14 protein-coding genes are annotated in these 24239 nt (G+C 64.9%); 10 read left to right on the top strand and 4 right to left on the bottom strand.

All coding sequences use genetic code 11. The features are described 5' to 3' along the window. The first annotated feature begins 209 nt into the window (after nucleotides 1-209). Nucleotides 210-2729, top strand: coding sequence for a leucine-rich repeat protein (locus H3V08_RS00265; RefSeq protein ID WP_198181211.1), 2520 nt, complete (start codon nucleotides 210-212; stop codon nucleotides 2727-2729). A gap of 167 nt (nucleotides 2730-2896) precedes the next feature. Next, nucleotides 2897-4333, top strand: a complete 1437-nt coding sequence (locus H3V08_RS00260; RefSeq protein WP_198181210.1) for a DHA2 family efflux MFS transporter permease subunit — start codon at nucleotides 2897-2899, stop codon at nucleotides 4331-4333. On the opposite strand, the gene H3V08_RS07565 is transcribed toward H3V08_RS00260, so the two are convergent. After that, nucleotides 4321-4443 carry a hypothetical protein gene (locus H3V08_RS07565; protein WP_269748698.1) on the bottom strand — a complete coding sequence of 41 codons (123 nt, stop codon included), beginning with the start codon at nucleotides 4441-4443 and terminating at the stop codon, nucleotides 4321-4323. The two genes, H3V08_RS00260 and H3V08_RS07565, sit on opposite strands and share 13 nt — an antisense overlap. Nucleotides 4444-4587: 144 nt before the next feature. Here H3V08_RS07565 and H3V08_RS00255 point away from each other — a divergent pair, with 144 nt between their 5' ends. The 3 genes from H3V08_RS00255 to H3V08_RS00245 are packed head-to-tail and all read left to right on the top strand — an operon-like array spanning nucleotide 4588 to nucleotide 7668. After that, the gene (locus tag H3V08_RS00255) at nucleotides 4588-5823 is read left to right on the top strand and encodes an FtsX-like permease family protein (protein ID WP_198181209.1); all 1236 of its coding nucleotides are present in this window, start codon (nucleotides 4588-4590) and stop codon (nucleotides 5821-5823) included. After that, nucleotides 5820-6707, top strand: a complete 888-nt coding sequence (locus tag H3V08_RS00250) for an ATP-binding cassette domain-containing protein (RefSeq protein ID WP_198181208.1) — start codon at nucleotides 5820-5822, stop codon at nucleotides 6705-6707. Before H3V08_RS00255 ends, H3V08_RS00250 begins: the two co-directional genes overlap by 4 nt. Before the next feature lie 34 nt (nucleotides 6708-6741). Further along, nucleotides 6742-7668, top strand: a complete 927-nt coding sequence (locus tag H3V08_RS00245; RefSeq protein ID WP_198181207.1) for a hypothetical protein — start codon at nucleotides 6742-6744, stop codon at nucleotides 7666-7668. Between the two features lie 3 nt (nucleotides 7669-7671). On the opposite strand, the gene H3V08_RS00240 is transcribed toward H3V08_RS00245, so the two are convergent. Next, nucleotides 7672-8373 carry an HD domain-containing protein gene (locus H3V08_RS00240; protein ID WP_198181206.1) on the bottom strand — a complete coding sequence of 234 codons (702 nt, stop codon included), beginning with the start codon at nucleotides 8371-8373 and terminating at the stop codon, nucleotides 7672-7674. Nucleotides 8374-8555: 182 nt separating this feature from the next. On the opposite strand from H3V08_RS00240, the gene zwf reads away from it, so the two are divergent. The 4 genes from zwf to H3V08_RS00220 all read left to right on the top strand — a co-directional run bounded on the left by zwf (nucleotide 8556) and on the right by H3V08_RS00220 (nucleotide 17637). Further along, nucleotides 8556-10085, top strand: a complete 1530-nt coding sequence (zwf, locus tag H3V08_RS00235; RefSeq protein WP_198182049.1) for a glucose-6-phosphate dehydrogenase — start codon at nucleotides 8556-8558, stop codon at nucleotides 10083-10085. Continuing rightward, nucleotides 10082-11113: a glucose-6-phosphate dehydrogenase assembly protein OpcA gene (locus H3V08_RS00230; RefSeq protein WP_198181205.1), complete on the top strand. Its 1032-nt coding sequence runs from the start codon at nucleotides 10082-10084 to the stop codon at nucleotides 11111-11113. The genes zwf and H3V08_RS00230 overlap by 4 nt, the downstream gene beginning before the upstream one ends. 56 nt (nucleotides 11114-11169) lie before the next feature. Beyond that, nucleotides 11170-11970: a 6-phosphogluconolactonase gene (pgl, locus tag H3V08_RS00225; protein ID WP_198181204.1), complete on the top strand. Its 801-nt coding sequence runs from the start codon at nucleotides 11170-11172 to the stop codon at nucleotides 11968-11970. A 330-nt stretch (nucleotides 11971-12300) separates the two neighbouring features. Continuing rightward, nucleotides 12301-17637: an RCC1 domain-containing protein gene (locus tag H3V08_RS00220; RefSeq protein WP_198181203.1), complete on the top strand. Its 5337-nt coding sequence runs from the start codon at nucleotides 12301-12303 to the stop codon at nucleotides 17635-17637. Nucleotides 17638-18148: 511 nt separating this feature from the next. Here H3V08_RS00220 and H3V08_RS00215 read toward each other — a convergent pair. Then, nucleotides 18149-18421, bottom strand: a complete 273-nt coding sequence (locus H3V08_RS00215) for a hypothetical protein (RefSeq protein WP_198181202.1) — start codon at nucleotides 18419-18421, stop codon at nucleotides 18149-18151. Here H3V08_RS00215 and H3V08_RS00210 point away from each other — a divergent pair. After that, nucleotides 18420-23243, top strand: a complete 4824-nt coding sequence (locus tag H3V08_RS00210) for an RCC1 domain-containing protein (RefSeq protein WP_198181201.1) — start codon at nucleotides 18420-18422, stop codon at nucleotides 23241-23243. The two genes, H3V08_RS00215 and H3V08_RS00210, sit on opposite strands and share 2 nt — an antisense overlap. A gap of 136 nt (nucleotides 23244-23379) precedes the next feature. On the opposite strand, the gene H3V08_RS00205 is transcribed toward H3V08_RS00210, so the two are convergent. Further along, on the bottom strand, nucleotides 23380-24099 hold the full coding sequence (locus H3V08_RS00205; RefSeq protein ID WP_198181200.1) for a FadR/GntR family transcriptional regulator: 720 nt from the start codon (nucleotides 24097-24099) through the stop codon (nucleotides 23380-23382). Between the last annotated feature and the right edge of the window lie 140 nt (nucleotides 24100-24239).

The following is a 24239-nucleotide window of genomic DNA, read 5'->3' as shown; positions in this document are numbered from 1 at the left end:
GGTGGCGGGATATCCTGCCACCCCTTGATTGCAATCTGAGAGCCGACAGGAAAGCCGGGACCACACGTTGGGTCTTACGGACTATCTATGGACTTTTCGTCTTTTTTTGATTCTTTTTCGGGATTCATATTATAAGGTGGAAGCAGTCCCTGATCACTTTGTGCGCACGGAGCCTGCAGCAGGGTGTAGGGGTAGTGAGATGAGGACTGATGACATACAGGTTGGGCGGTAAAGGGACAGGTTGTGGTTCCCTGTCTTCTGGGGACTTTACGTCCCGCGCCAAGACCTGTATAACGAATCTGCTGGTCATCGGTCTACTGGGCACACTCACGCTCCTGGGCGTGCCGCAGAGCGCCCAGGCAGGCGAAGCCGGCGGCACGGAGACACCTGAGCAGACACAGACCTCGAGTCAGCCATCACCTGGCCAGGCGCAACCGGACCAGTCAACACCGACCCAGACATCAGGGCAGACCCCGAACCCACAACCCCGGCAGGAGCAGGGAAACCAGGCACAGAGCCAGGAAGCCCAGACGACCACGACCTCCGGAGACGGTGGATGCACCGTCGCGGCCGAACCCGATAAGTGGAACTGGACCATCACCAGCGAGGCCAACAAAACCGCCGAACTCGGCAAGTACATTCCCAACTGGGGGTGGATCCCGGCCGGAGGCGAGGTCCGCCTGCCCGGCACCTTCACCAAGAACGGGAACACCTATACGGTGACCTCCATCGGCGAACAAGCCTTGATATATCAACCCGGCAGCCTTGTCATCAACCATCTCTGCATACCGGACACGGTGGAGACCATAAAGACCGAAGCCTTCTACAACACGAAGATCGCCGACATCCACCTGTCCTCAAATCTGAAGACCATCGGCGAACAGGCCTTCGCATACAGCGACATCCCCTCGATCACCATCCCCAGCAAGGTGGAAACCATCGGGAACTCGGCCTTCCTCAACAATGACACCCACGCCAACAGGCTCAACACCCTCGATCTCAGCCAGGCCACCTCCCTGACCAGCATCGGAGCCTACTCCTTCTACGGGTCCGGTCTGACCTCGGTAGCCATCCCCGGCAAGGTAAAGACCATCGGCGACAACGCCTTTTCCCACAGCCCCAACAATTCATCCGCACTGTCCACCGTTGACTTCAGCCACGCCACCTCCCTGACCAGCATCGGGAAGAGCGCCTTCTGGAACACCCACCTGACCTCGGTCGCGATACCCCCAAAGGTGGAGACCATCGGCGACAACGCCTTCGGCAGCATATCGAACCTGACCCAGCTGGACATGAGCGGGGCGGACTCCTTGTCCAGCATCGGCACGGAGGCCTTCATATACGGCAGAATCCAGAACAGCATCACCCTTCCGCCAAACCTGAAGACCATCGCCGACAGAGCCTTCTTCGGCAATCTCATCAGCAGGTTGGATCTACCGGCCACCTCGGCCCTGCAGACCATCGGCAATTCCGCCTTCGCCTACAACCGCATCATGGGGGGCGCGAATTCCAAGGACCTCATATTCCCCGACAACCTGACCAACGTCGGCCAGCTCGCCTTCGTGGGCAACCTGATCACATCGGTGCATTCCACCAAACCCGTCAGCATTGGCGACCATGCCTTCGACTACAACAACATCTCCGAACTGTTTCTTCCCTCGGCCCGGTTGAGTGGCACCTCGCCAGCCAATACCGAGAACGCCACCATTTACTTCGCACCCAACAAGCCCAGCATCACTCTTAGTGAGCTCTTCGGCGAAACCGATGTCGCCGGACAGAAGCTGGACCATATCGATATCAATCCCAACAACGTGTGGTCTTCCACCGGGGTCTCATACTCCCCGACCGACGGGAAATTCACCGTTCCACATGGCACAAGCAGCTTCCGCTTCGCCTGGGACATGGAGATGAACGGGCGGTCCGTCTTCAATGGCTACTACCAGGTATATCTGAACGCGGACAGAATCAGGGTCCGTGACTCCTACAGCTCCTATGGAGCCAGGTGGACGCCCTATGAGAACCTCATGTCGGCCACGGATGGGAACGGAAACCACCTGACCCTCGACGACCTCGATATCATCCTGACCAATCCCCAAGGCGTGGTGCAATCCAATAGCAGCCCGGATCACAGCAACATGTCGCAGACGCTGAACGGGGAGGGTGCCTGGCACGTCCAATTCAGATACCCCAGGGGGAGCACCAGTGCTCTTTTAATCGGCGATGCCAACATCAACGTCACACACCATCTCACGGCGAAGCTCACCGGAAGCTCGTCCGTAGCAAGGACCGGGGAGATGCTGAAACCCGAAACCGGGAAGTACTCCGTGACCATCTACGATACCGATGGGACCACCGTTTACCCGGCCAACCTCTCCCTGACCTCAGGCGATCTGCAGGTACAGAAGGATGACGGTACCGTTCTGGGCGAGGGGGCCACTGCGGCGGGGACCTATCAGGTCAGACTGAGTGCACAGGGAAAGGCCCACATCGCCAGCCAGCTGGATGTGAACCACGTGGGTACCAAGTGGTTCGATGTCGATTACAGCACGAACGATGCCACCTTCATCATCGTGGCGTCCTCCTACCAACTGCCGCTGGCAGGGGGAAATCCAACCAAGGTCATCATCGGATCCCTGCTGGCGGGAGCCTCCCTTCTTGGAACCTCCATCTTCCTGACAAATCTCTTCCTCAAGCGCCATGGAGGGTGGAGGAATTACCTGGCCGGATAGGAACCGGTCAGAGGTCACGGAGTTCCTCCGTTCGTCGGCGACATGATTCATCGCCCTACCCGCGCGCTCTCAGGAAAAGCCCGGGACTTCAGCAGACATGCCGACTTACGAAAAGTCGTTTCACTCCCTAATATGACAACCTGTTTGCTTTGAGAAGGAGAGGAACATTGGAAGAAACGTCCAAGCCTGCAGCCCCGACACAATCGAGGGTCCAGGTCGACCACCCCTGGCCCGCCATCGCCGCCTTGATGATAGGCGCATTCGTGGGCATGTTGAGTGAGACCTCGCTCAACATCGCCCTGCCCAACCTGATGGAGAGCCTGCAGATACCCGGTGCCACGGTCCAGTGGCTGGTCACCGGCTACATGCTGGTGATCGGCATCGTCCTGCCCTTCTCCAGCCTGATTTCCAAGTGGTTCACCACCCGGCAGACCGTGATCTTCGGGCTGGCCGCTTTCCTGGTGGGCTCGGTCATCTCCGCTTTGGCCCCCAACTTCGGCATCCTCCTTGCCGGCAGGCTGATTCAGGGTATCGGCACGGGTCTGATATTGCCGCTCATGTTCACGGTGGCCATGCTGATCTTCCCCCCGGCCAAGCTGGGCACGGTCATGGGCATGTGCGCCCTGGTCATCATGTTCGCTCCGGCCATTGGCCCCACCCTGACCGGCCTGGTCCTGGGCAGCTTCTCCTGGCGCTGGGTCTTCTGGCTCTTCACCCCCTTCCTGGTCGTTGCCCTGATCTTCGCCATCTTCTTCCTGAAGAACGTGGGAACCATCACCAGGCAGAAGCCCGACTTCCTCTCCATTCTGGAATCGATCATCGGCTTCGGCGGCCTCGTGGCGGGTGTCAGCCTGGCCAGCGAGTACGGATGGAACTCCCTTGTCACCCTGACTGTGCTGGTTGTGGCCATCATCGCCCTGGTGCTCTATGTGCGCCGCCAGCTGGGCATGGAGAACCCCGTGCTGAACCTGCGCATCTTCTCCATCCCGGCCTTCCGCTATGGCGCAACCCTGGTCATGCTGGACTTCGCGGTCATCCTCTCGTCCATGTACATCCTGCCCCAGTTCCTCCAGCGCGGACTCCTCCTGCCGGTGGCCATGACCGGTATCCTGATGCTCCCCGGAGGGGTCATCAACGCCCTGGTCTCGGCGTTCGCAGGCAGGCTCTATGACGGATTCGGCGCCCGCATCCCCGTCAGGGTCGGTTTCATCGTGGCTCTGATCGGCGGCGTCATGCTGCTCTTCGCCACCCCGAACAGCCCGGCCCTCTTCGTGGTGGCGGCCCACGTCATCCTGATGATCGGCTGCCCCCTGGCCATGTCACCGGCTCAGACCTATGCCCTGAATTCCCTGACCGGCGCCCAGTCCGGCGACGGCAGCACCATCATCAACACCATGCAGCAGATCGTTGGTGCAGTGGCGACGGCTGTGGCGACTTCGCTCCTGGCCATTGGCGAATCCCACGCAAGTACCACCGACAAGGCCGCGGCCTTCACCAACGGGACCCACTATGGCATCTGGTTCACCATCGTTCTGATTGTCATCGCCCTGGTCATCTCGCTGAAGGTGCGTAGATTCTCTCACGCGGACGATCAGGAGGCCTGACCCAGGGTCCGGCCTTCGTCCATCTTCCGGGCGCCCGGCCCCTGCGGGAAGCGATTCCCAGCCAGGGGCGGGCGCCCGACTTTGTTCAGCAGACATTCAGCTTTCTCCATGATTGACTCCCTACTCTTGGCACCGTCTTTCGCTAGACTGGAATTCGGCGAATCGGTACCCCTGGCCGCCCTGACCTGAGGGACCGACCCGAACCCCGGGCGGTCGGCCCCGACCGCATCCGGGTGCTAATCAGGAAGGGTGCAATGTTCGTTCTCAAGAACGCCTGGCTCACCATCAGGCGGCATCTGGCCCGCAGCCTCGTCTTTTTCCTGGCCTGCCTGGTTGTGGCCGCCCTGACCCTGGTCGGAGCCACCGTGGTCAAGATCGACCGCACAGCCAGGACCAGCGGCTATGAGGCCCAGACGGCCGATGCGGTCATCACCCCCAAAAAAGGTTCCAAGGCCAAGCCCCTGGGCTGGGAGGAGTACTCCAAGTACGCACAGCAACTCCAGCCCACCCTGCAGTACAAGGCCTACTTCACCGAGACCTCACGGGTGGGCGTCGAGGGACTCACCACCAAGGGGACCTTCTCTATCCTGGGAATTTCGAGCAAGGATGCCGAACCCAGCCTGCCCTACGGGACCTTCCGGATAATCGAGGGCAAGGGAATCGACTACACCTCCCAGGACAACTCCGGCGTGCAATCAATCCTGATATCCGAAAAGACCGCCAGGGCCAACAAGGCCAAGGTGGGCGACAAGGTGTCGCTGACCAACCCCGTCAAGACCGACATGACCGCCCAGGTGAAGGTGGGGGGAATCTACACCTACGGCAAGCGGTCCGTACCCGAGTCGGCATACGACACCATCTACACCGGTTACCCGGTCTTCGCCAATCTTGAGCTGGATACGGCCAGCGAACCCGGATCCGAAGGGCATGACCTGCATGTGGCCTTTGTGCTCTCCTCCCCCTCGGACTACCGAGAGTTCATCAAGGCCATGCGTAAAAACGGGCTGAAAGAGTCCAAATACGACATATCTTCACCCAGCCTGGACCGGTACGAGAAGCAGCTCCAGCCCGTGCACCAGGCCGCCGACCAGGCCAGGACCGGCATCATACTTGTCTCGATACTGGGCGGGCTGATTCTTCTGGTCTCGCTGTTCCTGATGCTGAAATCGCGTAGGAACGAAATCGGAATGGCCGTGACCATCGGCATCCACAAGGCACGCCTGGGATGGCAGTTCGCCCTGGAGACCCTCCTCCTCTCCATCCCCGGTCTGGGACTGGGCCTGGGGCTGGGAGCACTGGTCAGCAAGCCGCTGATCCAGGCAAGGTTCGACCTGGGCAAGCTGGCCGTCGCGGCCGACATCAGCCTGGTCTGGCGGGTGGCACTGATCGGCATGGCCGTCTGTGCGGTCATGGCCCTGGTGGCCTCCCTGCGGGTGGCTGCATTCAAGACCTCACAGCTGTACACCAACGACCTGGAGGAGCGCGCATGAGCGACCAGAAGCAGGACCGTGACGACCAGGACGAGATGGACGAGGACATGCTCCGCGAAGAGTCGGATGCCGCTGAGGCTGCTGGGGCGCCCGAAGAGGACGTGGAGGAGATGACCTTTGATGTGGTCATCGAGCAGAAGGCCCCTGACGGGGACGAGGATACGGACACGGCCGAAGACCCCCTCCTCGGGCAGATGGACGGGACCGTCCTGGTACCCGGCGGATACCCCGTACTCTCCCTGAGGCATGTGGAGTTCACCAGAAAGGTCAAGGGGCAGACCGAGCTGGTCCTTGATGACGTGAACCTCGACTTCCAGATGCGCCGCCTCTACTCGGTCGTGACCAGGTCACCCGCCAAGCAGGCCGCCCTGATGGCCCTGATGACCGGGCTCCGCGCACCCACCGAAGGCAACGTGCTCTTCCGAGGCACCGACCTGCGGCAGCTGGAGGCCTCGGACTACCGCGGACACCAGATCGGGGTCATATTCGGCACCGACGCCCTAAGGGACGACCTGACCGCTGTGGAGAACCTGGTCTACACCATGGACGCCAGCGGAAGGACCTTCCTGGGCCCCAAGGACAACCTGGCCCGGCACATGCTCGACAGGGTCGGTTTCCCCGACAACCTTCAATCCAAGCCCGCCAAGGACCTCGACGGCCTGAACTACCGTCTGGCCTCCGTGGCCCGCGCCCTGTGCTGCGAGTGCGATGTGCTGATTGCCGACGAACCGACCGAAGGCCTGGAACCCGGAGACTGGGACACCATCCTGGCAACCTTGAAGAAGGTCTCGCGCCGAAACGACTGCTCTGTGGTCATCGTCACCTCCGACAGCACCGATACGGCCGAGGAGTGGACCTACGACGATCGATTCATCGTCGACTGATCCGGACAGGCTCCCACCCGGGCCCGATACCGCCGTGCGGTCAACCTGCCACATCGTTTCGCATGACGGGTGGATTGCCCGGACCATCCGTCAGGCCCTCCCCTCGGATACCGCCTGGGACCTGGTCCGGCATGATGGCCTGGCGCCGACGCGGGACCTGGGCGACAATGACGCCCTTTGGATAGACCCCGGGCTGCTGATTGCGCAGAACGCCTGGTTGGAATCCCTGGGGCGGCCCCCCATGACCCTGATGACCCCGCCAGCCGACTGTCTGGGCGGACTGGGCGAGAGTCTGCTGGGGCGCAGGGTCATGGTGGCCTGCGCCGGCGAGGTTCGGCAGTGGCGGCACCCTCCCGCAGGCTTGGGGGACCGACCCTGGTCCCAGATTGCCGGCGGCAGGGTGCCGGCATTCCGTGCCGCACGCCGGACTCTGTCTCAATTGCGCCAGGACCTGGCCGAGGCTCCCGATGATGCACGGATTCAAATCAGCCGGCATATTGATGACATCGACCAGGAGTGGCGGGTGGTGGTCCTGGGTGGTCGCGCCGTGGCCTCCAGCGGATATTGCCGCCATATCGGATCGGATGACCACGGCATCATCACGGTCTTCGATGGGGCCTCCTTCGATCCGAACCTGCGTGCGCCGGCCGAGGAGACAGCCGTTCACGCGGCAGCGCTCGGGGGCATGGACGCGGTCTGCATCGACCTGGCCTTCCCGGCGAGTTCCTCTCCGAACCGGGCGCCCGAGCTGATGCACCCGTTCGTGCTGGAGGTCAATCCCGCCTGGTGCTGCTCCCCCTATGACTACGGACGGGCGGGCATGGCCGGATTCCTTGCCGCCATCGCAGCCGGACGCAGACCCGAAGGCACGCACCTTGCGGGCGCAGCCCCCTACAATCCGGATCCCTGGATGGCCGACCAATTCCGCAATCGGTATCGGTCCTACTGGGGCAGGGCCTAGGTCTCAGACAATCTCCATGCCGTAGTGATCGGCGAGGGGTTTCAGGTCCGGCACCCCGTACTTGGCGACCAGGTCCTGCCAGCGCTTCAGGTTGTCCGGCCCGTACTTGGCGGTGCGCCTGGCGGCCGTGGCCTCCGAGACGAATATGGGAGGCTGGCGTTTGCTGTGGAACTTGTCCGCGTACATGACCACCTCCTGTTCCAGGTTGACGGGTACGTAATCGTCAGGTGGAAGGTTCAGATGTTCCTCCTCGACCTGCCGACGGGTCAGCCCGACCCCAGTATGGTTCCGGGCGAACTGGGCCACGGACTCGTCGACCCCCTCGTCGATGAGGAGCCTGTATCCCTCCAGGCCGTGCTGGATGTAGCGCTCACCCTGGAAGGTCAGGGGGCGGCCCTCGGCACCATCATCCTTGAGTATCAGGTAGGTGCCGATGTCATGCAGCAGGGCGCCGACCTGCACCAGGTCGCGGTTGAGGAGACGGGGCGGGATGCTTCCCCCGCCCTGTGCCGGGTCACGCTCGGGCGCATCCTGTGGCAGGGTGCACTGCTTGAGGAAAAGGGCATTGACCCGATCGGTGATTCCCACGGCGATGGTGGAGATTATCGAGCAGTGGGTGTGTATCAGATCGTAGGCGGCCTGCGAGGGGGCCACCTTGCGGTGCAGCGCCTCGGCCATTTCAACATTCGGAACCATAAGAACCATTCTAGGGAGGTCGTCCGGGAAATGTGACTTTACCGACTGTTGCCCTACATTCACGAACATATCCTTTCCCTTGGGGGAGCAAATACTAGACTGGTGAGCACATATTCATGAGGAGCACTATGGCCACTACACCCAACCGGCGCCCCGTGGAGGATTCCGCCCACAGCGGCGGCAGTCCATCCATGCAGGAACCCTGGCATAATCCACTGCTGGATCCGCGCGATCTGCGCATGCCCCGTATCGCCGGTCCCAGCTCGCTGGTCATCTTCGGTGTGACGGGCGACCTGGCCAAGAAGAAACTGCTACCGGCCGTCTACGACCTGGCCAACAGGGGCCTCCTGCCCGCCAGCTTCGGACTGATCGGATTCGGTCGACGCGACTGGGACGACCAGGCCTTTGCCTCCTTCGCCGAGGAGAACGTACGAGCCTACTGCCGGACCCCCTTCAACGAGTCCACCTGGCGGCACCTGAGCCAGGGCATGCGGTTCGTCAAGGGGACCTTCGACGATTCGGAGGCCTTCCGCCACCTCTCGGCCACGGTTTCCGAACTCGACAGGGTGCGCGGCACGCGCGGCAACCACGCCTTCTACATGTCGGTGCCGCCCAAGGCCTTCCCCATCGTGGCCCGCCAGCTGGCCGAATCCGGCCTCTCCCACTCCAAGGAGGGAGCCTGGCGCAGGGTCATCATAGAGAAACCCTTCGGCCGCGACCTGGCCTCGGCCAGGGAACTCGACCGGGTGGTCTCCGAGGTGTTCGAGCCCGATTCCGTATTCAGGATCGACCATTACCTGGGCAAGGAGACCGTGCAGAACCTGCTCGCCCTCCGCTTCGCCAACATGATGTTCGAGCCGGTCTGGAACTCCAACTACGTATCCCATGTACAGATCACCATGGCCGAAGACATGGGCATCGGTGGCAGGGCCGGTTACTACGACGGTATCGGCGCCGCCCGGGACGTGATCCAGAACCACCTCCTGCAGCTCATGGCCCTGACGGCCATGGAGGAGCCGGTGTCATTCGCGGCCGAAGACCTGACCGCCGAGAAGACCAAGGTGCTTTCGGCCATCCGCCTGCCCAAGGATCTGGCCGCCCATACCGCCCGAGGGCAGTACGCCGCCGGCTGGCAGGGGTCGCAGCATGTGGCCGGCTACCTGGATGAGGAGGGAATCAGCCCCGATTCCACCACCGAGACCTATGCCGCCATCCGCCTGGATGTTGACACCCGACGCTGGGCGGGGGTCCCCTTCTACCTGCGTACGGGCAAGCGCCTGGGCAAGCGGGTGAGCGAAATCGCGGTGGTCTTCAAACGCGCCCCCCACCTCCCCTTCGAGGCCACGGCGACCAGGGAACTCGGCGCCAACGCCGTAGTGATACGTGTCCAGCCCGATGAGGGGGTCACCATGCGGTTCGGTGCCAAGACCCCTGGATCGGCCATGGAGGTCAGGGACGTGAACATGGACTTCTCCTACGGTCGGTCCTTCACCGAGGCCTCCCCGGAGGCATACGAGCGCCTGATTCTGGATGTCCTTCTGGGAGATCCGCCCCTCTTCCCCACCACAGAGGAGGTCAACCTCTCCTGGAAGATCCTCGATCCGATTGAGGAATTCTGGGCCGGGCAGGGTCAACCGCAGCCATACCGGGCCGGTACCTGGGGGCCGGAAGAGGCCGACAGGATGCTCGCCCGAGATGGATACCATTGGAGGATGCCATGATTGTCAGGCTGAACAACACCACAACCTCCGCAATAGCGCGCGAGATTGATGAACTCCATGTGGAGCGAGGAGAGGCTGCCCAGGGCAGAGTGCTGACCCTGGTCATCATCACCGATGGCCCTCATCTGGAAACCGCCCTGGAGACCATCAACTCAGCCAGTCGGGAACACCCCTGCCGGGTGATTGCCATGGTGACCGATGCCGAGGGGCACACGACCGCCGAGCCAGGACCCGAGGAATCCGGGCCCGCCCGTCAGGTCGATCAGGATGACGATTGCATCTCCTACAAGGCCACCGAGCACGGGGGCGAGCACACCCTGGATGCCGAAATCCGGTTCGGCTCGGACGCGGGGGCGGGCGAAGTGGTGGTGCTGAAGCCGGTCACGGCGCTCCTGGACCACTCCGATGCCCTGGTCATCCCCCTCCTGGTTCCTGATGCACCCCTGGTGGTCTGGTGGCCCGGAAACCCGCCACAGGACCCGTCCAAGGACCCCATTGGAGCCATGGCAACCAGCCGCATCACCGATGTGATGGGATCCGATGACCGCCAGGCCGCCTTCGCCTCGCTTCTGGAGCACTCCGGCGCGGAAGACGTGGACCTTTCCTGGACAAGAACCACCATCTGGCGGGCTCTGCTCGCCTCTATGGTCGACCAGCCGCCCCACCTGCCCATCACCTCCGCACGGGTGACCGGCCAGTCCCACTACCTGCCCTTGGAGCTCCTGGCCTCATGGCTGGCCCTGAAACTCCATGTGCCGGTAAGCGTGGAACGGGACCCTGAAGCCCGGGCCATCACAGGCGTGTACTTCGAGCGCAGCGACGGGACCATGAGCATGGAACGACACAAGACGGACCAGGCCAGGATCAACCAGCCAGGCCAGGCAAGCCAGGCCATCTCCATGCCTCTGCGCACGGCCGTGGACTGCATGAGCGAGGAACTTGGCCGTCTCGACCCCGACGAGGTCTATCAGGACGTGATTCGGCAGGGCTGGCCCATGGTCGACCACAACAGCCAGGACCAACCCTGATTCATCCAGGCAGCCGGAACCCGCGCACGGTCGGTAATGACCACAAGGAGAATCGTATGAACGAGCGTCAAGTCATCGTCTATAAGGACACCTATGCGATGAACAGTGCCGTGGCCTACCGGGCGGTGCTGGAAATGGGTGATGTCATCGCCAGGAGGGGACGGGTCGACGTGGCCCTGACCGGCGGGCGAGACTCCGTGGACATATACCTCAAGATGGCCTCATTCCCCCAGAAGGACCTGCTGGATTGGAGCAAGGTCCACTTATGGTGGAGCGATGAGCGGTTCATCAGCGCAGAGGATGGCGAACGCAATTCCCTGCAGGCCCGACAGTGCTTCGACAAGGACGTCTTCAGTGAGGGCAACGCACTGGCCGAGGAGCATATTCACGAGATGCCCGCCGACCCCCGTACCCCCGAGCAGGTTGCCGCCGCGACCGACGAGGAAAACGAGGAGTACCTGATTCGGGCCGCCCAGTCCTACCAGGACGAGATCATCAAGGAAATCGGCCCTGACGGACACATGGACCTTGCCGTCTTCGGGGTGGGCCCCGATGGCCACTACGCTTCGCTCTTCCCTGACCGACCCGAGGTCCTGATTACCGACGAGAGCAAGCTGGTGGTCGGAGTGAGCCACTCCCCCAAGCTCCCCCCGCTCCGGCTGACCATGACCAACCCCTTCATCCGCCGGACACCCAAGGTCTGGCTCTTCACTTCCACCAAGGAAAAGGCCTGGGCGGTGAGCCAGGCCCTGGCAGGCGTGGACAATCCGCACGTCCCCTCTTCCTTCGCACGGGGCACCGAACAAACACTCTGGCTCCTGGACAAGGATGCCGCTGGCGAACTGCAACACGTGTAGGCCTACCGGTTCCAGTCGATACGGGTATACCGGCCAGACCGGGGCCATTCGACCCTCATTCGGCATTACGACTTGGCTCCGGCTACAACCACTCGTTCTGGCGGCATCATTCAGCCCTACTCACCGTCGACAGGGCTGGTGCACCTACAATTCACTACCAGCGTGAAACAATTTGTTTCATCCTGCGGGTCGACCGCAGGGTGCAATGGTACGGTATACCTCTAATCTGATGTTGGGATAGCCCTTGATCCGGTCCTGATTCGCCACGGGGGAGGCGAATCTGTCACCGTTGATCGGACGGGGGTGTGAATTGATGAGGAATCAACACGCATGCGTATGTGGAACGTGTTCCAGAGCCGTCGTCGTTTGGCTCGCCCGGTGGTTGCCGTCGTGTCGGTGATGACGGTCTTGAGTGCCGGCCTGGTGTCCATTGCGCAGGCGGTTGATTCCCCGGTGTCCGCTGGGGCGGCACCCGGGGTCCTGGCCCCTGCCGACGGCGGCCAGGCTCGCCCCATCCAGGTGGATGGTCCGGATCGGGTCCCTTCCCCGTCGCCCGATGCCTCGTCGTCCTCTTCTTCCGATGCCTCGTCGTCTTCGTCCGGTGGCTCCCTGTCTTCCGGCGTGTCCTCGTCGGGTGGCCCCACTGTTTCGGGTGTGTCCTCTTTGTCGGCTGCCGGCCGGTCCCGTGTGGTGTTGCCTTCGGGTCCGGCGGGGTTGGCGACGTCGAGCCCCTTGTCGTCCCACGCCGCGGACGCCCCTTCCGTGCAGACGGCGGTGGGTGTGCGCGCGGGTGTGGTGCATACGGTGTCGTTCTCGTCGGAGGCGGGCGGCGCGGGCGTGCCGGGGGCGCAGTCGGTGCCGGACGGGGGCACGGCGTCCTGGCCGCGTGAGGATCCGTCCCGGCCGGGGTGGACGTTCAACGGGTGGTTCCTGGACGACGCCGCGTACGACTTCTCCGCGCCCGTGACCGGCGACGTGACGCTGACCGCCCGGTGGGGCCGCCGGTCCGTGACCCCCGACCGGGGCCCCTGGCAGGGCGGCACCGACGTCAGGATCTCCGACGCGGCCGACGGGGTGAGGTTCGCCCAGGTCGCCGCCGGGGCCGGGTTCTCCGTCGCGCTCGGCAGCGACGGCAAGGCCTACACCTGGGGCGACAACACCACCGGCCAGCTCGGCGCCGGCGACGACGCGGGAGCCCACCGCGCCGCCCCGGCCATGGCCGCCATGCCCGACGGGGTCGGATTCACCGCCGTCGCCGCGGGCGACTCCCACGCCATCGCCATCGCCCGCGACGGCACCGTCTGGACCTGGGGCGACAACACCACCGGCCAGCTCGGCCGCGGCACCACCGGCGGCACCTCCACCCGGCCCGCTCCCGCCGCCACGCCCGCGGGCGTGAGGTTCGCCGCCGTCAGCGCCGGATCCCACCACTCCATGGCCATCGACACCGACGGCGGGGTATGGACCTGGGGCGACGCCAACCTCGGCCGCTCCGGCGACGGCGCCACCCCCGGCAGGGTCCCCACGCCAGCGGGCACCGCCTTCACCGCCGTCAGCGCCGGATCCCACCACTCCATGGCCATCGACACCGACGGCGGGGTATGGACCTGGGGCGACGCCGCCGGCCCCGTCGGCCACGACGGCCCCCGGGACACCCCCGCCCGCGTCGACACCACCCAGCGCTTCACCGCCGTCAGCAGCGGCAACGACCACGCCATGGCCATCGCCCGCGACGGCACCGTCTGGACCTGGGGCGGCAACGACCACGGCCAGCTCGGCCGCACCCCCGACACCGCCAACCCCGCCAACCGGCCCGGACAGGTCCCCGGACCCGCCGGCGCCACCCGCGTCAACGCCGGCACCGGCGTCTCCACCGCCATCACCGCAGACGCCGCGTGGGCATGGGGCCTCAACAGCCACGGCCAGCTCGGCGACAACACCACCGACGACAACACCGCACCCGCACGCACCCCCGCACCCGGCGGCGCCGCACCCGGCTTCCGCTACACCGCCGCCGCACCCGCCACCGGCACCCCGGGCCACACCCTCCTCCTCGGCAACGACGGCCGCACCTACGCCTGCGGCGACAACACCACCGGCCAGCTCGGCGACAACACCCGGAACCCCGCCAACCGGCCCACCACCACCTGGCAGCCCACCCACCTGCAACCCACCGATGTCCTCTTCGGCCAGTCGCACAACCTTGCCACACCCCACCGCGAAGCCGACGGATGGCACACCACCTCGCCCAGGCACCCCATCGGCACCACCACCCTCACCATCAGACACACCGGCAACGGCACACCCCAACCCGACGACACCAGCCAGCGCTTCACCTACACCGGCGACACCGCCACCGTCACCTACCACACCGACCACGGCACACCCCCACCACCCCAGACCGTCGCCAAAGGCGACACCGCCCCACGACCAGACGACCCCGCCACACACGACGGATGGACCTTCAACGGCTGGTTCCAAGACAACACCGCCTACGACTTCTCCCAACCCGTCACCCACGACCTCACCCTCACCGCCAAATGGGCACAATGGACCACCACACCCACACAAGGACCATGGCAAGGCGGCACCGAAGTGCACCTTAGCCGAAGCACCTCCGAGGTACGATACGCCCAAATAACTGCAGGCAGGAACTGCTCTCTGGCCGTCGGCAGCGACGGCAACGTATACGGATGGGGTTACAACCACTACTCGCAAGTAGCCGAATATGAAAAAAACGACATGCCTGCCCCGATACCGGTCTTCACGCCTGAGGGAGCGAAAATCATTCAGGTATCCGCCGGTTTTTATCACGTCATGGCTCTCGACAGCGAAGGCAGAATCTGGACCTGGGGATTCGACTCGGACGGACAGCTGGGCCGCACTCCCACCGCGGCAACCCCTGCAAGACGACCAGGCCTGGTCGCCGCACCCAAGAACGTAGGTTTCATCGCCGTCAGCGCCGGGCGGACACACTCTGCAGCCTTGGACCAGGATGGCAACATCTGGACCTGGGGAAATAACGCCTACAAACAGCTGGGGCGCGACACCAGCGGTACCAACGATGCAACACCTGAGAAAATAAGGCCATCGAGGGGAACCGCATTCACTATGGTCAGTGCCGGCTTCACGCACTCCATAGGCCTATCTGCAGACGGAACCGCATGGTCCTGGGGTGGCGGCATCGACAACAGCTACATCAGCACCGACACCGTACTCGGTCACGCCGGCGGCACCGATCTCGCCCCGGTAGATACCGACCTACGATTCACAACCGTCAGCGCCGGCTACTACCACTCCCTGGCAGTTGCTCAGGACGGCACCGTTCAGTCTTGGGGAACCTGGTCGACCAGGCAGCTGGGCCGATCCCCAACCACCACCACACCCGCGAACCGGCCCGGACGGGTCCCCGGCCTCACCGGAGCAACCGGCATCAGGGCCGGCCGCAGGTACTCTATCGCCATCACCGGCACCGACGTTTGGGGATGGGGCCTCAACGCCCAGGGCCAGCTGGGCACCGGTACCAACAACGGATCCAGCAGCGGTGTCGACACCCCCGAACGCATACCGGCACCAGAGGGGACACCCGCGGGGTTCGTGTATACCAACGCCGTCGCCAGCATGACGGGCGAGCACACACTGACCATCGGTTCCAACGGCGAAGCATATGCGTTCGGAAGTAACGCCAGCGGGCAGCTCGGAGACAACACCATCAATAAAGCGACTGTTGGCCTGGCAGGGGCAAATAAACCGACGATGGTCTGGCATCCAGTGGGCGCCTCAATCACGAGTGTTCTGTTCGGCACCAAACCGAATATGGGTAAAGTGGAGCGCACCGCGAGCGGGTGGCTTGCCGTCTCGCCCCGGCACAGGCCTGAGACCGTCTCCCTGACCGTCAAGTCCTCCACCGGCATTCGCTCAGCCCCAGTCAGAACCGAGGACACTGGTCTGACGTTCACTTTCACGGGCAACATCGTTACTCTGAGCTTCGTGTCCGATCACGGCGCCCCCACACCCGCGCAGCAGGTTGCCGCGGGAGAGCCCACCCAACGCCCCGCGGACCCGTCCGAGGAGGGGTGGACCTTCGACGGGTGGTTCAACGGGGACGTGGCCTACGATTTCGCCGCGCCCCTGGAGCACGACCTGACCGTGACCGGACGCTGGCACCGCACCGGCCGATGGGTCCTGAGCCCGGACCACGGCAGTGAACACGGTGATGACACGATTACCCTGACCGCACCCGCAGCACCCGGCTTCCGCCTGGCGTCCGTGGATACGGGCGGATCGTCCTCCCTGGGCATCGGATCGGACGGCAACCTGTACACCTGGGGCGACAACACCAACGGCCAACTCGGAGACGGCACCACAAGCCAGCACACCACACCCGTCAAGATTCCCCGCCCAGACGGTACCGACAACGGGTTCTTCTGGGTGCAGGCCACGGCCGGACGCAACCACAGCGCCGCCGTCGGCTCCGACGGCAACCTGTACGCATGGGGAGACAACACCTGCGGGCAACTCGGAGACGGCACCAACACCCAACGCACCACACCCGTCAAGGTCATCCTCCCTGACGGGAAGGGGTTCACCTGGATTCGGGTCGCAGCCGGCGACGGATACACCTTGGCGATCGGGTCAGACGACAACCTGTATATCTGGGGCAGTCTGCCCGGTGGACTCGGTGACACCAATGGCACCACCGCCAGCACCCGACCCGTCATGGTCGCCCTGCCTCAAGGCGTGCCAACCACGTTCCGCTTCGAGAAAATCGCTGCCGGTGACAGGCATGCCACGGCGATTGGGTCGGATGAGAACCTGTATACCTGGGGATCGAACACACATGGGCAGCTCGGCCACGCCGACACCGGAGTACCTGCCGCCGCGGCCACGCCCACCGTGGCCGCCTGGGACGACCCGCAGCAGCCTGTAGGCTACGTTCAGGCCAGCGCCGCAGGCGACCACACTATGGCCATCGACCTGCGGGGACGCCTCTGGGTCTGGGGCGATCTCGCCGACGGCACCGACACCGCAACACCCGCACGCATTTGGCCCGCAGGCACGAACGATACGTACCGGTTCACCCACACGTCCACCGGGCGCGCCCACTACACCGCCACCGGAGAAGACCACCGCACCTGGACCTGGGGCGACAACACCAATGGACAGCTCGGGCACGCCACCAGCACCCCAACACAGCCCACGACCATACCCGGTCTGAATACCACCGTCACCGCCAGCATGGCCGACACCACCATCGCCATCGACACCAACGGCAACACCCAGGCATGGGGCGACAACTCCAACGGGCAGGGCGGACACGGAGACACCGGCGAAACCCCCACGCCATGCACCTCCGCCATTCCCCCTCACCCAACACCCACCGACCTGACCATCGACTCCACCACGCTCCCCCTGCGCCGGACAGGACCGAACACCTGGGAGGCGACCACCACGGCCCACGACCCCGGGGCTGTGCCCGTGCGCGTCAGATGGACCCTCGCCGGACAGGCCCAGCCCGATGACACCTCCAACACGTACACCTATCTGCATATCTTCACCCTGCCCAACGCTGGAGGCACAGGCATCATCCTCCTGATCATCGCAGGCACCCTTATCCTTGCCGCCACCACAGCCAACCGGCAGCGGCGCATCCCCAAACACCACTAGTACTTCACATGAGTAAGAGGCCACACCAAAAGGGGTCCCAACCCCCTGGCCACCGGAGGCGGTCCGCCCCCACACCCCAACAACGGACCGCCTCCACCCCCAACACATCAAACCGACCCACGACTCGCAACCAGTCGCGCACACACCGCAACGGCGGCGTTCCATACTGTGTATACCTGTACTCGGCCTGCGTTGCGTCAATTAGGAGCAAGGTGATAAAGTTCTAGATAGTTTTATCAAGAAGGGAATCATCCGTGATTCGAGTACACCGCGGGGGATGGCGGTATATTCTGTATTCGGCTTAAGGCCATTGGTCTGAACCGTAGGATGATAGTTGGGGAAAGTTGGGGGAGAGAGAACCATGCGTAGACTGAACCGTTTCGGTCGCTGTTCCGTCCGTCCAGTGGTCGCAGTCCTGGCGGCCCTGTCCGTCATGGGCGGCGGGCTGGCCGCAGGCGCACAAGCTACCGACACCACCGCTTACTCCCAGATCAACGGGGGGGGGGGGGGGTCAACCCGCAGCCTCCGATGACGGCCTAATCACACCCACAGGAACCACCACACCGGCCGCGACACCGTCACCCACCACGACACCGCAGTCCCCGGCAGCAGCGACGCAGCCCACGACAACCACCGCGACACCCACGCCGCTGTCCACGCCCAACCCGCTCACCACAGGGCAGACCACCACAGCCACCAACACCGGCGCGCAGGCCCCCGGACCGCAGGCCAGGACCGGCAGCCATACGGTCACCTTCACCTCCCAGCCCGACACCCAGGGCATGCCGGCAAGCCAGACCATCCCCGACGGCAAGACCGCCACATGGCCACACGACGACCCCACCAGGCCAGGATGGACCTTCAACGGCTGGTTCGTGGGCGACCTCGCCTACGACTTCACCAAGCCCATCACCACCGACCTGACCCTCACCGCCAAATGGAGCAAATGGGGCACCAGCACCGACACAGGGCCCTGGCAGGGCGGCACCGACGTCAAAATCGACACCCCCGGCGGTCATGTACGCTACAGCCAGATATCCACAAGCAACCTCTTCTCCCTGGCTTTGGGCAGCGACGGCAACCTGTACGGATGGGGATGGAACTATAACGGACAGGTGGCGGTGGGCGGCAAAGGCCAGTGCGAGTTTTGCGATCCACAGATTATCGCCATGCCGGAGGGAGTGAAGTTCACCCAGGTGTCCGCCGGGTACTCTCACGCCGCGGCCCTGGACCGGGACGGCAGAATCTGGACCTGGGGGGAAAATTACCATAATAGCCTCGGACGTCCCCTCGGGGACGATAGTTCCGTTCCCGGTCTGGTCATAGTGCCGGAGGGAGTGAAGTTCACCGCCGTCTCCGCAGCTTTTGACACTACCATGGCCCTCGACAGCAATGGACAGGTTTGGACTTGGGGATTCTACGATACGGCCACGCCCCACAAGGTCGACCTTTTCGGCGGGACCGTCTTCACCGACATCTTCGCCACAAGCAATCCCGGTAAAATCGGATATACGGCCCTCGACACGGACGGCAGAATCTGGACCTGGACGTGGAATTTTAACGGCTACCACCCCGTCCTCGTTGATACCGATGTCAGGTTCAAGGCCTACAACTGCGAAATACTGGGCAGCAATTGCATCGCCATCGCGCGGGACGGGACCGTCTGGACCTGGGGCAGTAGAAATGACGGCGGCCAGCTGGGCCGTATCCCGGACAGCGCCAACCCCGCCGACAAGCCGGGCCGGGTCCCCGGCCTGTCCGGAGCCACCCAAGTCAGCATCAGTGGCAATGCAATACGCAACCATGGCTTCGCCATGACCGATACCGGCACATGGGCGTGGGGATGGAACCAGTACGGCGAGCTCGGGACCGGAACCAAAACCGAGGAGAGCGTCCCCGCCCCCACCCGGGTCGTGCCCCCCGCCGGGGCGCCCGCGGACTTCCACTACATCAGCTTCGCAAACAGCTCGACCCATACCCTGCTCATCGGCTCGGACGGTGAAGCATACGCATTCGGATCCAACAAACAGCACCAGCTCGGCATCGGCGGCAGCGACTTCGGCGACCATATCCGCCCCGGCCTGGCCTGGCGCCCCGTCGATCAGCATCTCACGAGCGTCCTGTTCGGCGAGGCCCGCAACATCGGCGGCCCATACCGCAAGTCCGACGGGTGGCACGCCACCTCGCCCAGGCACAGCCTCGGCACCGTCACCCTCACCATCCAGTACACATACAAGGGCATCCGCGAGCCCGACGAGACCAGCCACCGGTTCACCTACACCGGCGACACCACCACCGTCACCTTCAAGTCGGAGCACGGCTCACCCACGCCCCCGCAGCAGGTCATCGTCGGCGACACCGCCCGACGACCCGACGACCCGACGACCGACGACGGGTGGACCTTCAACGGCTGGTTCCAAGGAGACAAGCCCTACGATTTCACCAAGCCCGTAACAGGGAACACGACCCTGACCGCCAGGTGGGGCCGGTGGGGTGCCGACCCGGCCCAGGGGCCGTGGCGGGGCGGCACCGACGTGCGCATCGACACCCCCACCGTACAGGTCAGGCTCGCCCAAGTGTCCGCCGGACAGTCCCACTCACTCGCCGTCGGCAGCGACGGCAACCTGTACACCTGGGGCGGCAACCAGTATGGCCAACTCGGAGACGGCACCACCACAAATCGGACCGCGGCGACCATGGTCGCCGCCCCCGCAGGCAAGAGGTTCGTCCAGGTCGCCGCAGGAAGCGCTCACTCCATGGCCCTGGACCGGGACGGCACCGTCTGGACCTGGGGCAGCAACGAAAAAGAACAACTCGGCCGCACCCCCGACGACAACAACCCCGCAGGCAAGCCCGGCCCAATCGCCTCACCGGCGAGCGTGACCTTCATCGCCATCAGCGCCGGAGCCGACCACAGCACGGCCCTGGACCGGGACGGCAACATCTGGACCTGGGGAGACAACCAATACCAGCAACTGGGCTTCCCCACCTCCACCGGCTCACACGAAGCACCAGCCGCGACGCCCACGGGTGTGGGCGTGCCCGAGGCGGCCTTCGCCTCCGTCAGCGCCGGCGCCAGTCACTCCATCGGCCTGGACGCTAACGGGACCGCCTGGACCTGGGGCGGCCGCGACACCACCGGCGCCACGAGCGACGACGACCTGCTCGGCCATACCGACTACAAGCCCGCCCCCGTCGACACCACTTTGCGGTTCATGGCAATCACCGCCGGGGCTGACCACAGCGTGGGCGTCGCCCGGGACGGGACCGTCTACACGTGGGGGCACAACGGGAGCGGCCAGCTCGGCCGCACCCCCGCCAGCGCCGAACCCGCGGGCAGGCCGGGCCCGGTCCCCGGCCCGTCCGGCGCCACCGGCGTCAGCGCCGGACGCACCCACTCCGTCGCACTGACCGGATCGGGGGCCTGGGCGTGGGGCGGCAACCAGTACGGGCAGCTCGGCACCACCACCGGCAACGGCACCAGCGACGGCGTGACCCCCGCACGCGTACCCAACCCCAAAGGGGCACCCTCGGGGTTCGCATACACCGCTGCCGCTGCGGGCGCAGACAGTACGCTGGCCGTCGGCTCCGACGGGGACGTGTACGCGGCCGGCGCCAACGGCACCGGCCAGCTCGGCACCGGCACCACGGCCACCACGGCCCACCCAAGCCCGGCCATGGTGTGGCGGCCGGCCGGCTCCCCCGTCACCGGTGTCCTGTTCGGCGCCAAGCCGAGCGCTGGAGAGGTGCGGCGCCGGACGGACGGGTGGCACGCCGCCTCGCCCCGGCACCGGCCCGAGACCGTGACCCTGACCATCCGCTCGGCGGCCGGCACCAGCTCGGCGGGGCCAGAGGACGCGGACCAGTCCGAGGACACGAGCCTGCGGTTCATGTACACCGGCGACACCGTCACCCTCACCTTCACCAGCCAGCACGGGCGCACGCCCGACGCGCAGCAGGTCCCCGCCGGGGAGCCCACCAGGAGGCCCGAAGACCCGGCCGAGGCCGGGTGGACCTTCGACGGTTGGTTCGACGGGGATGTCGCCTACGACTTCACACAACCGTTGGAGCATGACCTGACCGTGACCGGCAGGTGGCACCGGACCGGCCGGTGGGTCCTGAGCCCGGACCACGGCAGCGAACACGGCGACGAGACCGTCACCCTCACCGCACCCGCCGCACCCGACATCCGCCTCGCCTCCATAGACACCGGCGGCACCTCAACCCTGGGCATCGGCTCCGACGGCGGCCTCTATGCCTGGGGAAGCAACACCAACGGACAGCTCGGAGACGGCACCACCAGCCAACACGCCACCCCCACCAGGGTCTCCAGGCCCGACGGCACCGGTGACGGGTTCGTCTGGGTGCAGGCCGCGGCGGGACGCACCCACAGCGCCGCCGTCGGCTCCGACGGGCAGCTCTACACGTGGGGAGACAACACCCAGGGCCAGCTCGGAGACGGCACCACCACCCGACGCACCAGGCCCGTCAAGGTCTCCAGGCCCGACGGCACCGACACCGGGTTCACCTGGACGCGGGCCGTCGCGGGCGACGGCTACACCATGGCCCTCGGCTCCGACGACAACCTGTACGCGTGGGGAGCACTCACCGGCGGGCTGGGCGACGCGGCACGCACCACCGGCAGCGCCACGCCCGTCAGGGTTGCCCTGCCGCAGGACGCGCCCCCCGCGTTCCGGTACGAGCAGGTCATCGCGGGCGACACGCACGCCGCGGCGATCGGGTCCGACGGGCAGCTCTACACGTGGGGCGCCAACACGCACGGCCAGCTCGGCCACGACGACACCGGCACACCCGCCGCAGCAGCCGCAGCCGGCCCGTCCGGCCCGCAGCAGCCTGTCGGCTACGTCCAGGCCAGCGCCGGAGGCGACACCACGCACGCCATCGACCAGCAGGGACGACTCTGGGCCTGGGGCAGACTCGCCAACGGCACCGACACCACAACCCCCACGCGCATACGGCCCGCAGGCACGGCCGACACGTACCGGTTCACCCACACCTCCACCGGACGCAACCACTACACCGCCACCGGACAGGACCACCGCACCTGGACCTGGGGAGACAACACCAGCGGCCAGCTCGGCCACACCACCGGCACACCGACACAGCCCACGGCCATACCGGGACTGAACACCACCCTCACCGCCAGCGGAGGCGACACCACCATCGCCATCGACACCAACGGCGACACCCAGGCCTGGGGAGACAACACCGACGGGCAGGCAGGCCACGGCGACACCAACCCCACACCCGCGCCACGCAAGGCCGCCATCCCCCCACAACCCACACCGGCCGGCCTCGCCATCGACAACGACACACTCCCCCTGCGGCAGACCGGACCGAACACCTGGCAGGCCACCACCATAGCCCACGCCCCCGGAACCGTGCCCGCGCAAGTCCGGTGGACCCTCGCCGGGCAACGCCAGCCCGACGACACCACCAACACGTACACCTACCGGCACACCGGCAGCCTGCCCAACGCAGGAGGCGCAGGCATCATCCTCCTCATCACCGCCGGCGCGCTCGGCATCGCAACAGGCAACGCCTGCAGGCGCCGACGCACCACCATCACCACTTCACACGAGTAAGAGGCCACACCAAAAGGGGAACACCCAACCCCCGGCCACCCGGAGGCGGCCCACATCATTAACCCCAACAGTGGGCCGTCTCCACCCCTTCAACACTATAAACCGGCACTACACAGCCCAGATGTTCCTCAACCGTTCAGTCCCGGCTCCCTGACGAGCGCGAGCGCAGACGACGCGTCATGGCCCGATCCGATTCATCGACGATTCGCGTCATGGCCTGGCAGGCCGCCTCGCCGTCACCCTGGCGTATCAAAGCCGCCACGTCGCCGTGAAGTCTCAGAGCCTGCTCATTGGCCTCATGGGGCATGAGTTCGTGCCGGGTACGACCGGCCAGCACGGATGCAACCACGTCGCCCAGAGCAGCGAACATGGCGTTGCCCGAGGCCTCCAGGAGTGCTCGGTGGAAACGCTCGTCGGCCTGCAGATAATCCGCCTGGTCGGCATGGTTGGCATGGGCCACCATGTCGATGGCGGCCTGGGTCAGGGCCGCCCACTGCCCGGGCCTGGCCCTGGTGGCGGCCAGGCGGGCGGCCATGGGTTCCACGCTGGCCCTTAATTCCGAAAGCTCATGGAGGACCCGGTCCCTGTCGGGGCCACGCAGCCGCCACTCAATCACCCTGGGGTCATAGATGTTCCAGGCGGCCATCGGATTCACGGTGGCCCCAGCCTTCCGCCTCACGGTAACCATTCCCATGGATTCCAATACCCGTGTCACCTCGCGGGTTACCGTACGTGATGGCACTTCCTGATCCAGGGGCGGGACCGACAGACGCTCCCCCTCGCTGATGCTTCCTGTGACGATGCCCATACCCCATTGTTCCAGGAGCCTATCGTGCAGCGAAGGTTCTGTACTCATAAATCACACTCTAGCAATGCACAAGGGCGGGAATTGTCTGTAACCTCACTGCCCACACGGCAGGGGAACCCCAATCGGAAGGTCTTCCCGTGTACACTTGTATACGTATAAGACATACGTAATATCACACTGCCGATATT

The organism is Bifidobacterium sp. M0307, from assembly GCF_016100445.1.
Classification (GTDB): Bacteria; Actinomycetota; Actinomycetes; order Actinomycetales; family Bifidobacteriaceae; genus Bombiscardovia; species Bombiscardovia coryneformis.
Note: the sequence above shows the minus strand (reverse complement) of the source record. Positions and strands in the feature narration are given on the sequence as shown.

What these genes read in the sequence shown, in the direction of transcription:
- H3V08_RS00265 (WP_198181211.1), top strand. Translation starts at nt 210, where the DNA reads ATGACATACAGGTTGGGCGGTAAAGGGACAGGTTGTGGTTCCCTGTCT.
- H3V08_RS07565 (WP_269748698.1), bottom strand. Translation starts at nt 4,443, where the DNA reads ATGGAGAAAGCTGAATGTCTGCTGAACAAAGTCGGGCGCCCGCCCCTG.
- H3V08_RS00255 (WP_198181209.1), top strand. Translation starts at nt 4,588, where the DNA reads ATGTTCGTTCTCAAGAACGCCTGGCTCACCATCAGGCGGCATCTGGCC.
- H3V08_RS00250 (WP_198181208.1), top strand. Translation starts at nt 5,820, where the DNA reads ATGAGCGACCAGAAGCAGGACCGTGACGACCAGGACGAGATGGACGAG.
- H3V08_RS00240 (WP_198181206.1), bottom strand. Translation starts at nt 8,373, where the DNA reads ATGGTTCTTATGGTTCCGAATGTTGAAATGGCCGAGGCGCTGCACCGC.
- zwf (WP_198182049.1), top strand. Translation starts at nt 8,556, where the DNA reads ATGCAGGAACCCTGGCATAATCCACTGCTGGATCCGCGCGATCTGCGC.
- H3V08_RS00230 (WP_198181205.1), top strand. Translation starts at nt 10,082, where the DNA reads ATGATTGTCAGGCTGAACAACACCACAACCTCCGCAATAGCGCGCGAG.
- pgl (WP_198181204.1), top strand. Translation starts at nt 11,170, where the DNA reads ATGAACGAGCGTCAAGTCATCGTCTATAAGGACACCTATGCGATGAAC.
- H3V08_RS00220 (WP_198181203.1), top strand. Translation starts at nt 12,301, where the DNA reads ATGCGTATGTGGAACGTGTTCCAGAGCCGTCGTCGTTTGGCTCGCCCG.
- H3V08_RS00210 (WP_198181201.1), top strand. Translation starts at nt 18,420, where the DNA reads ATGCCGGCAAGCCAGACCATCCCCGACGGCAAGACCGCCACATGGCCA.
- H3V08_RS00215 (WP_198181202.1), bottom strand. Translation starts at nt 18,421, where the DNA reads ATGCCCTGGGTGTCGGGCTGGGAGGTGAAGGTGACCGTATGGCTGCCG.
- H3V08_RS00205 (WP_198181200.1), bottom strand. Translation starts at nt 24,099, where the DNA reads ATGAGTACAGAACCTTCGCTGCACGATAGGCTCCTGGAACAATGGGGT.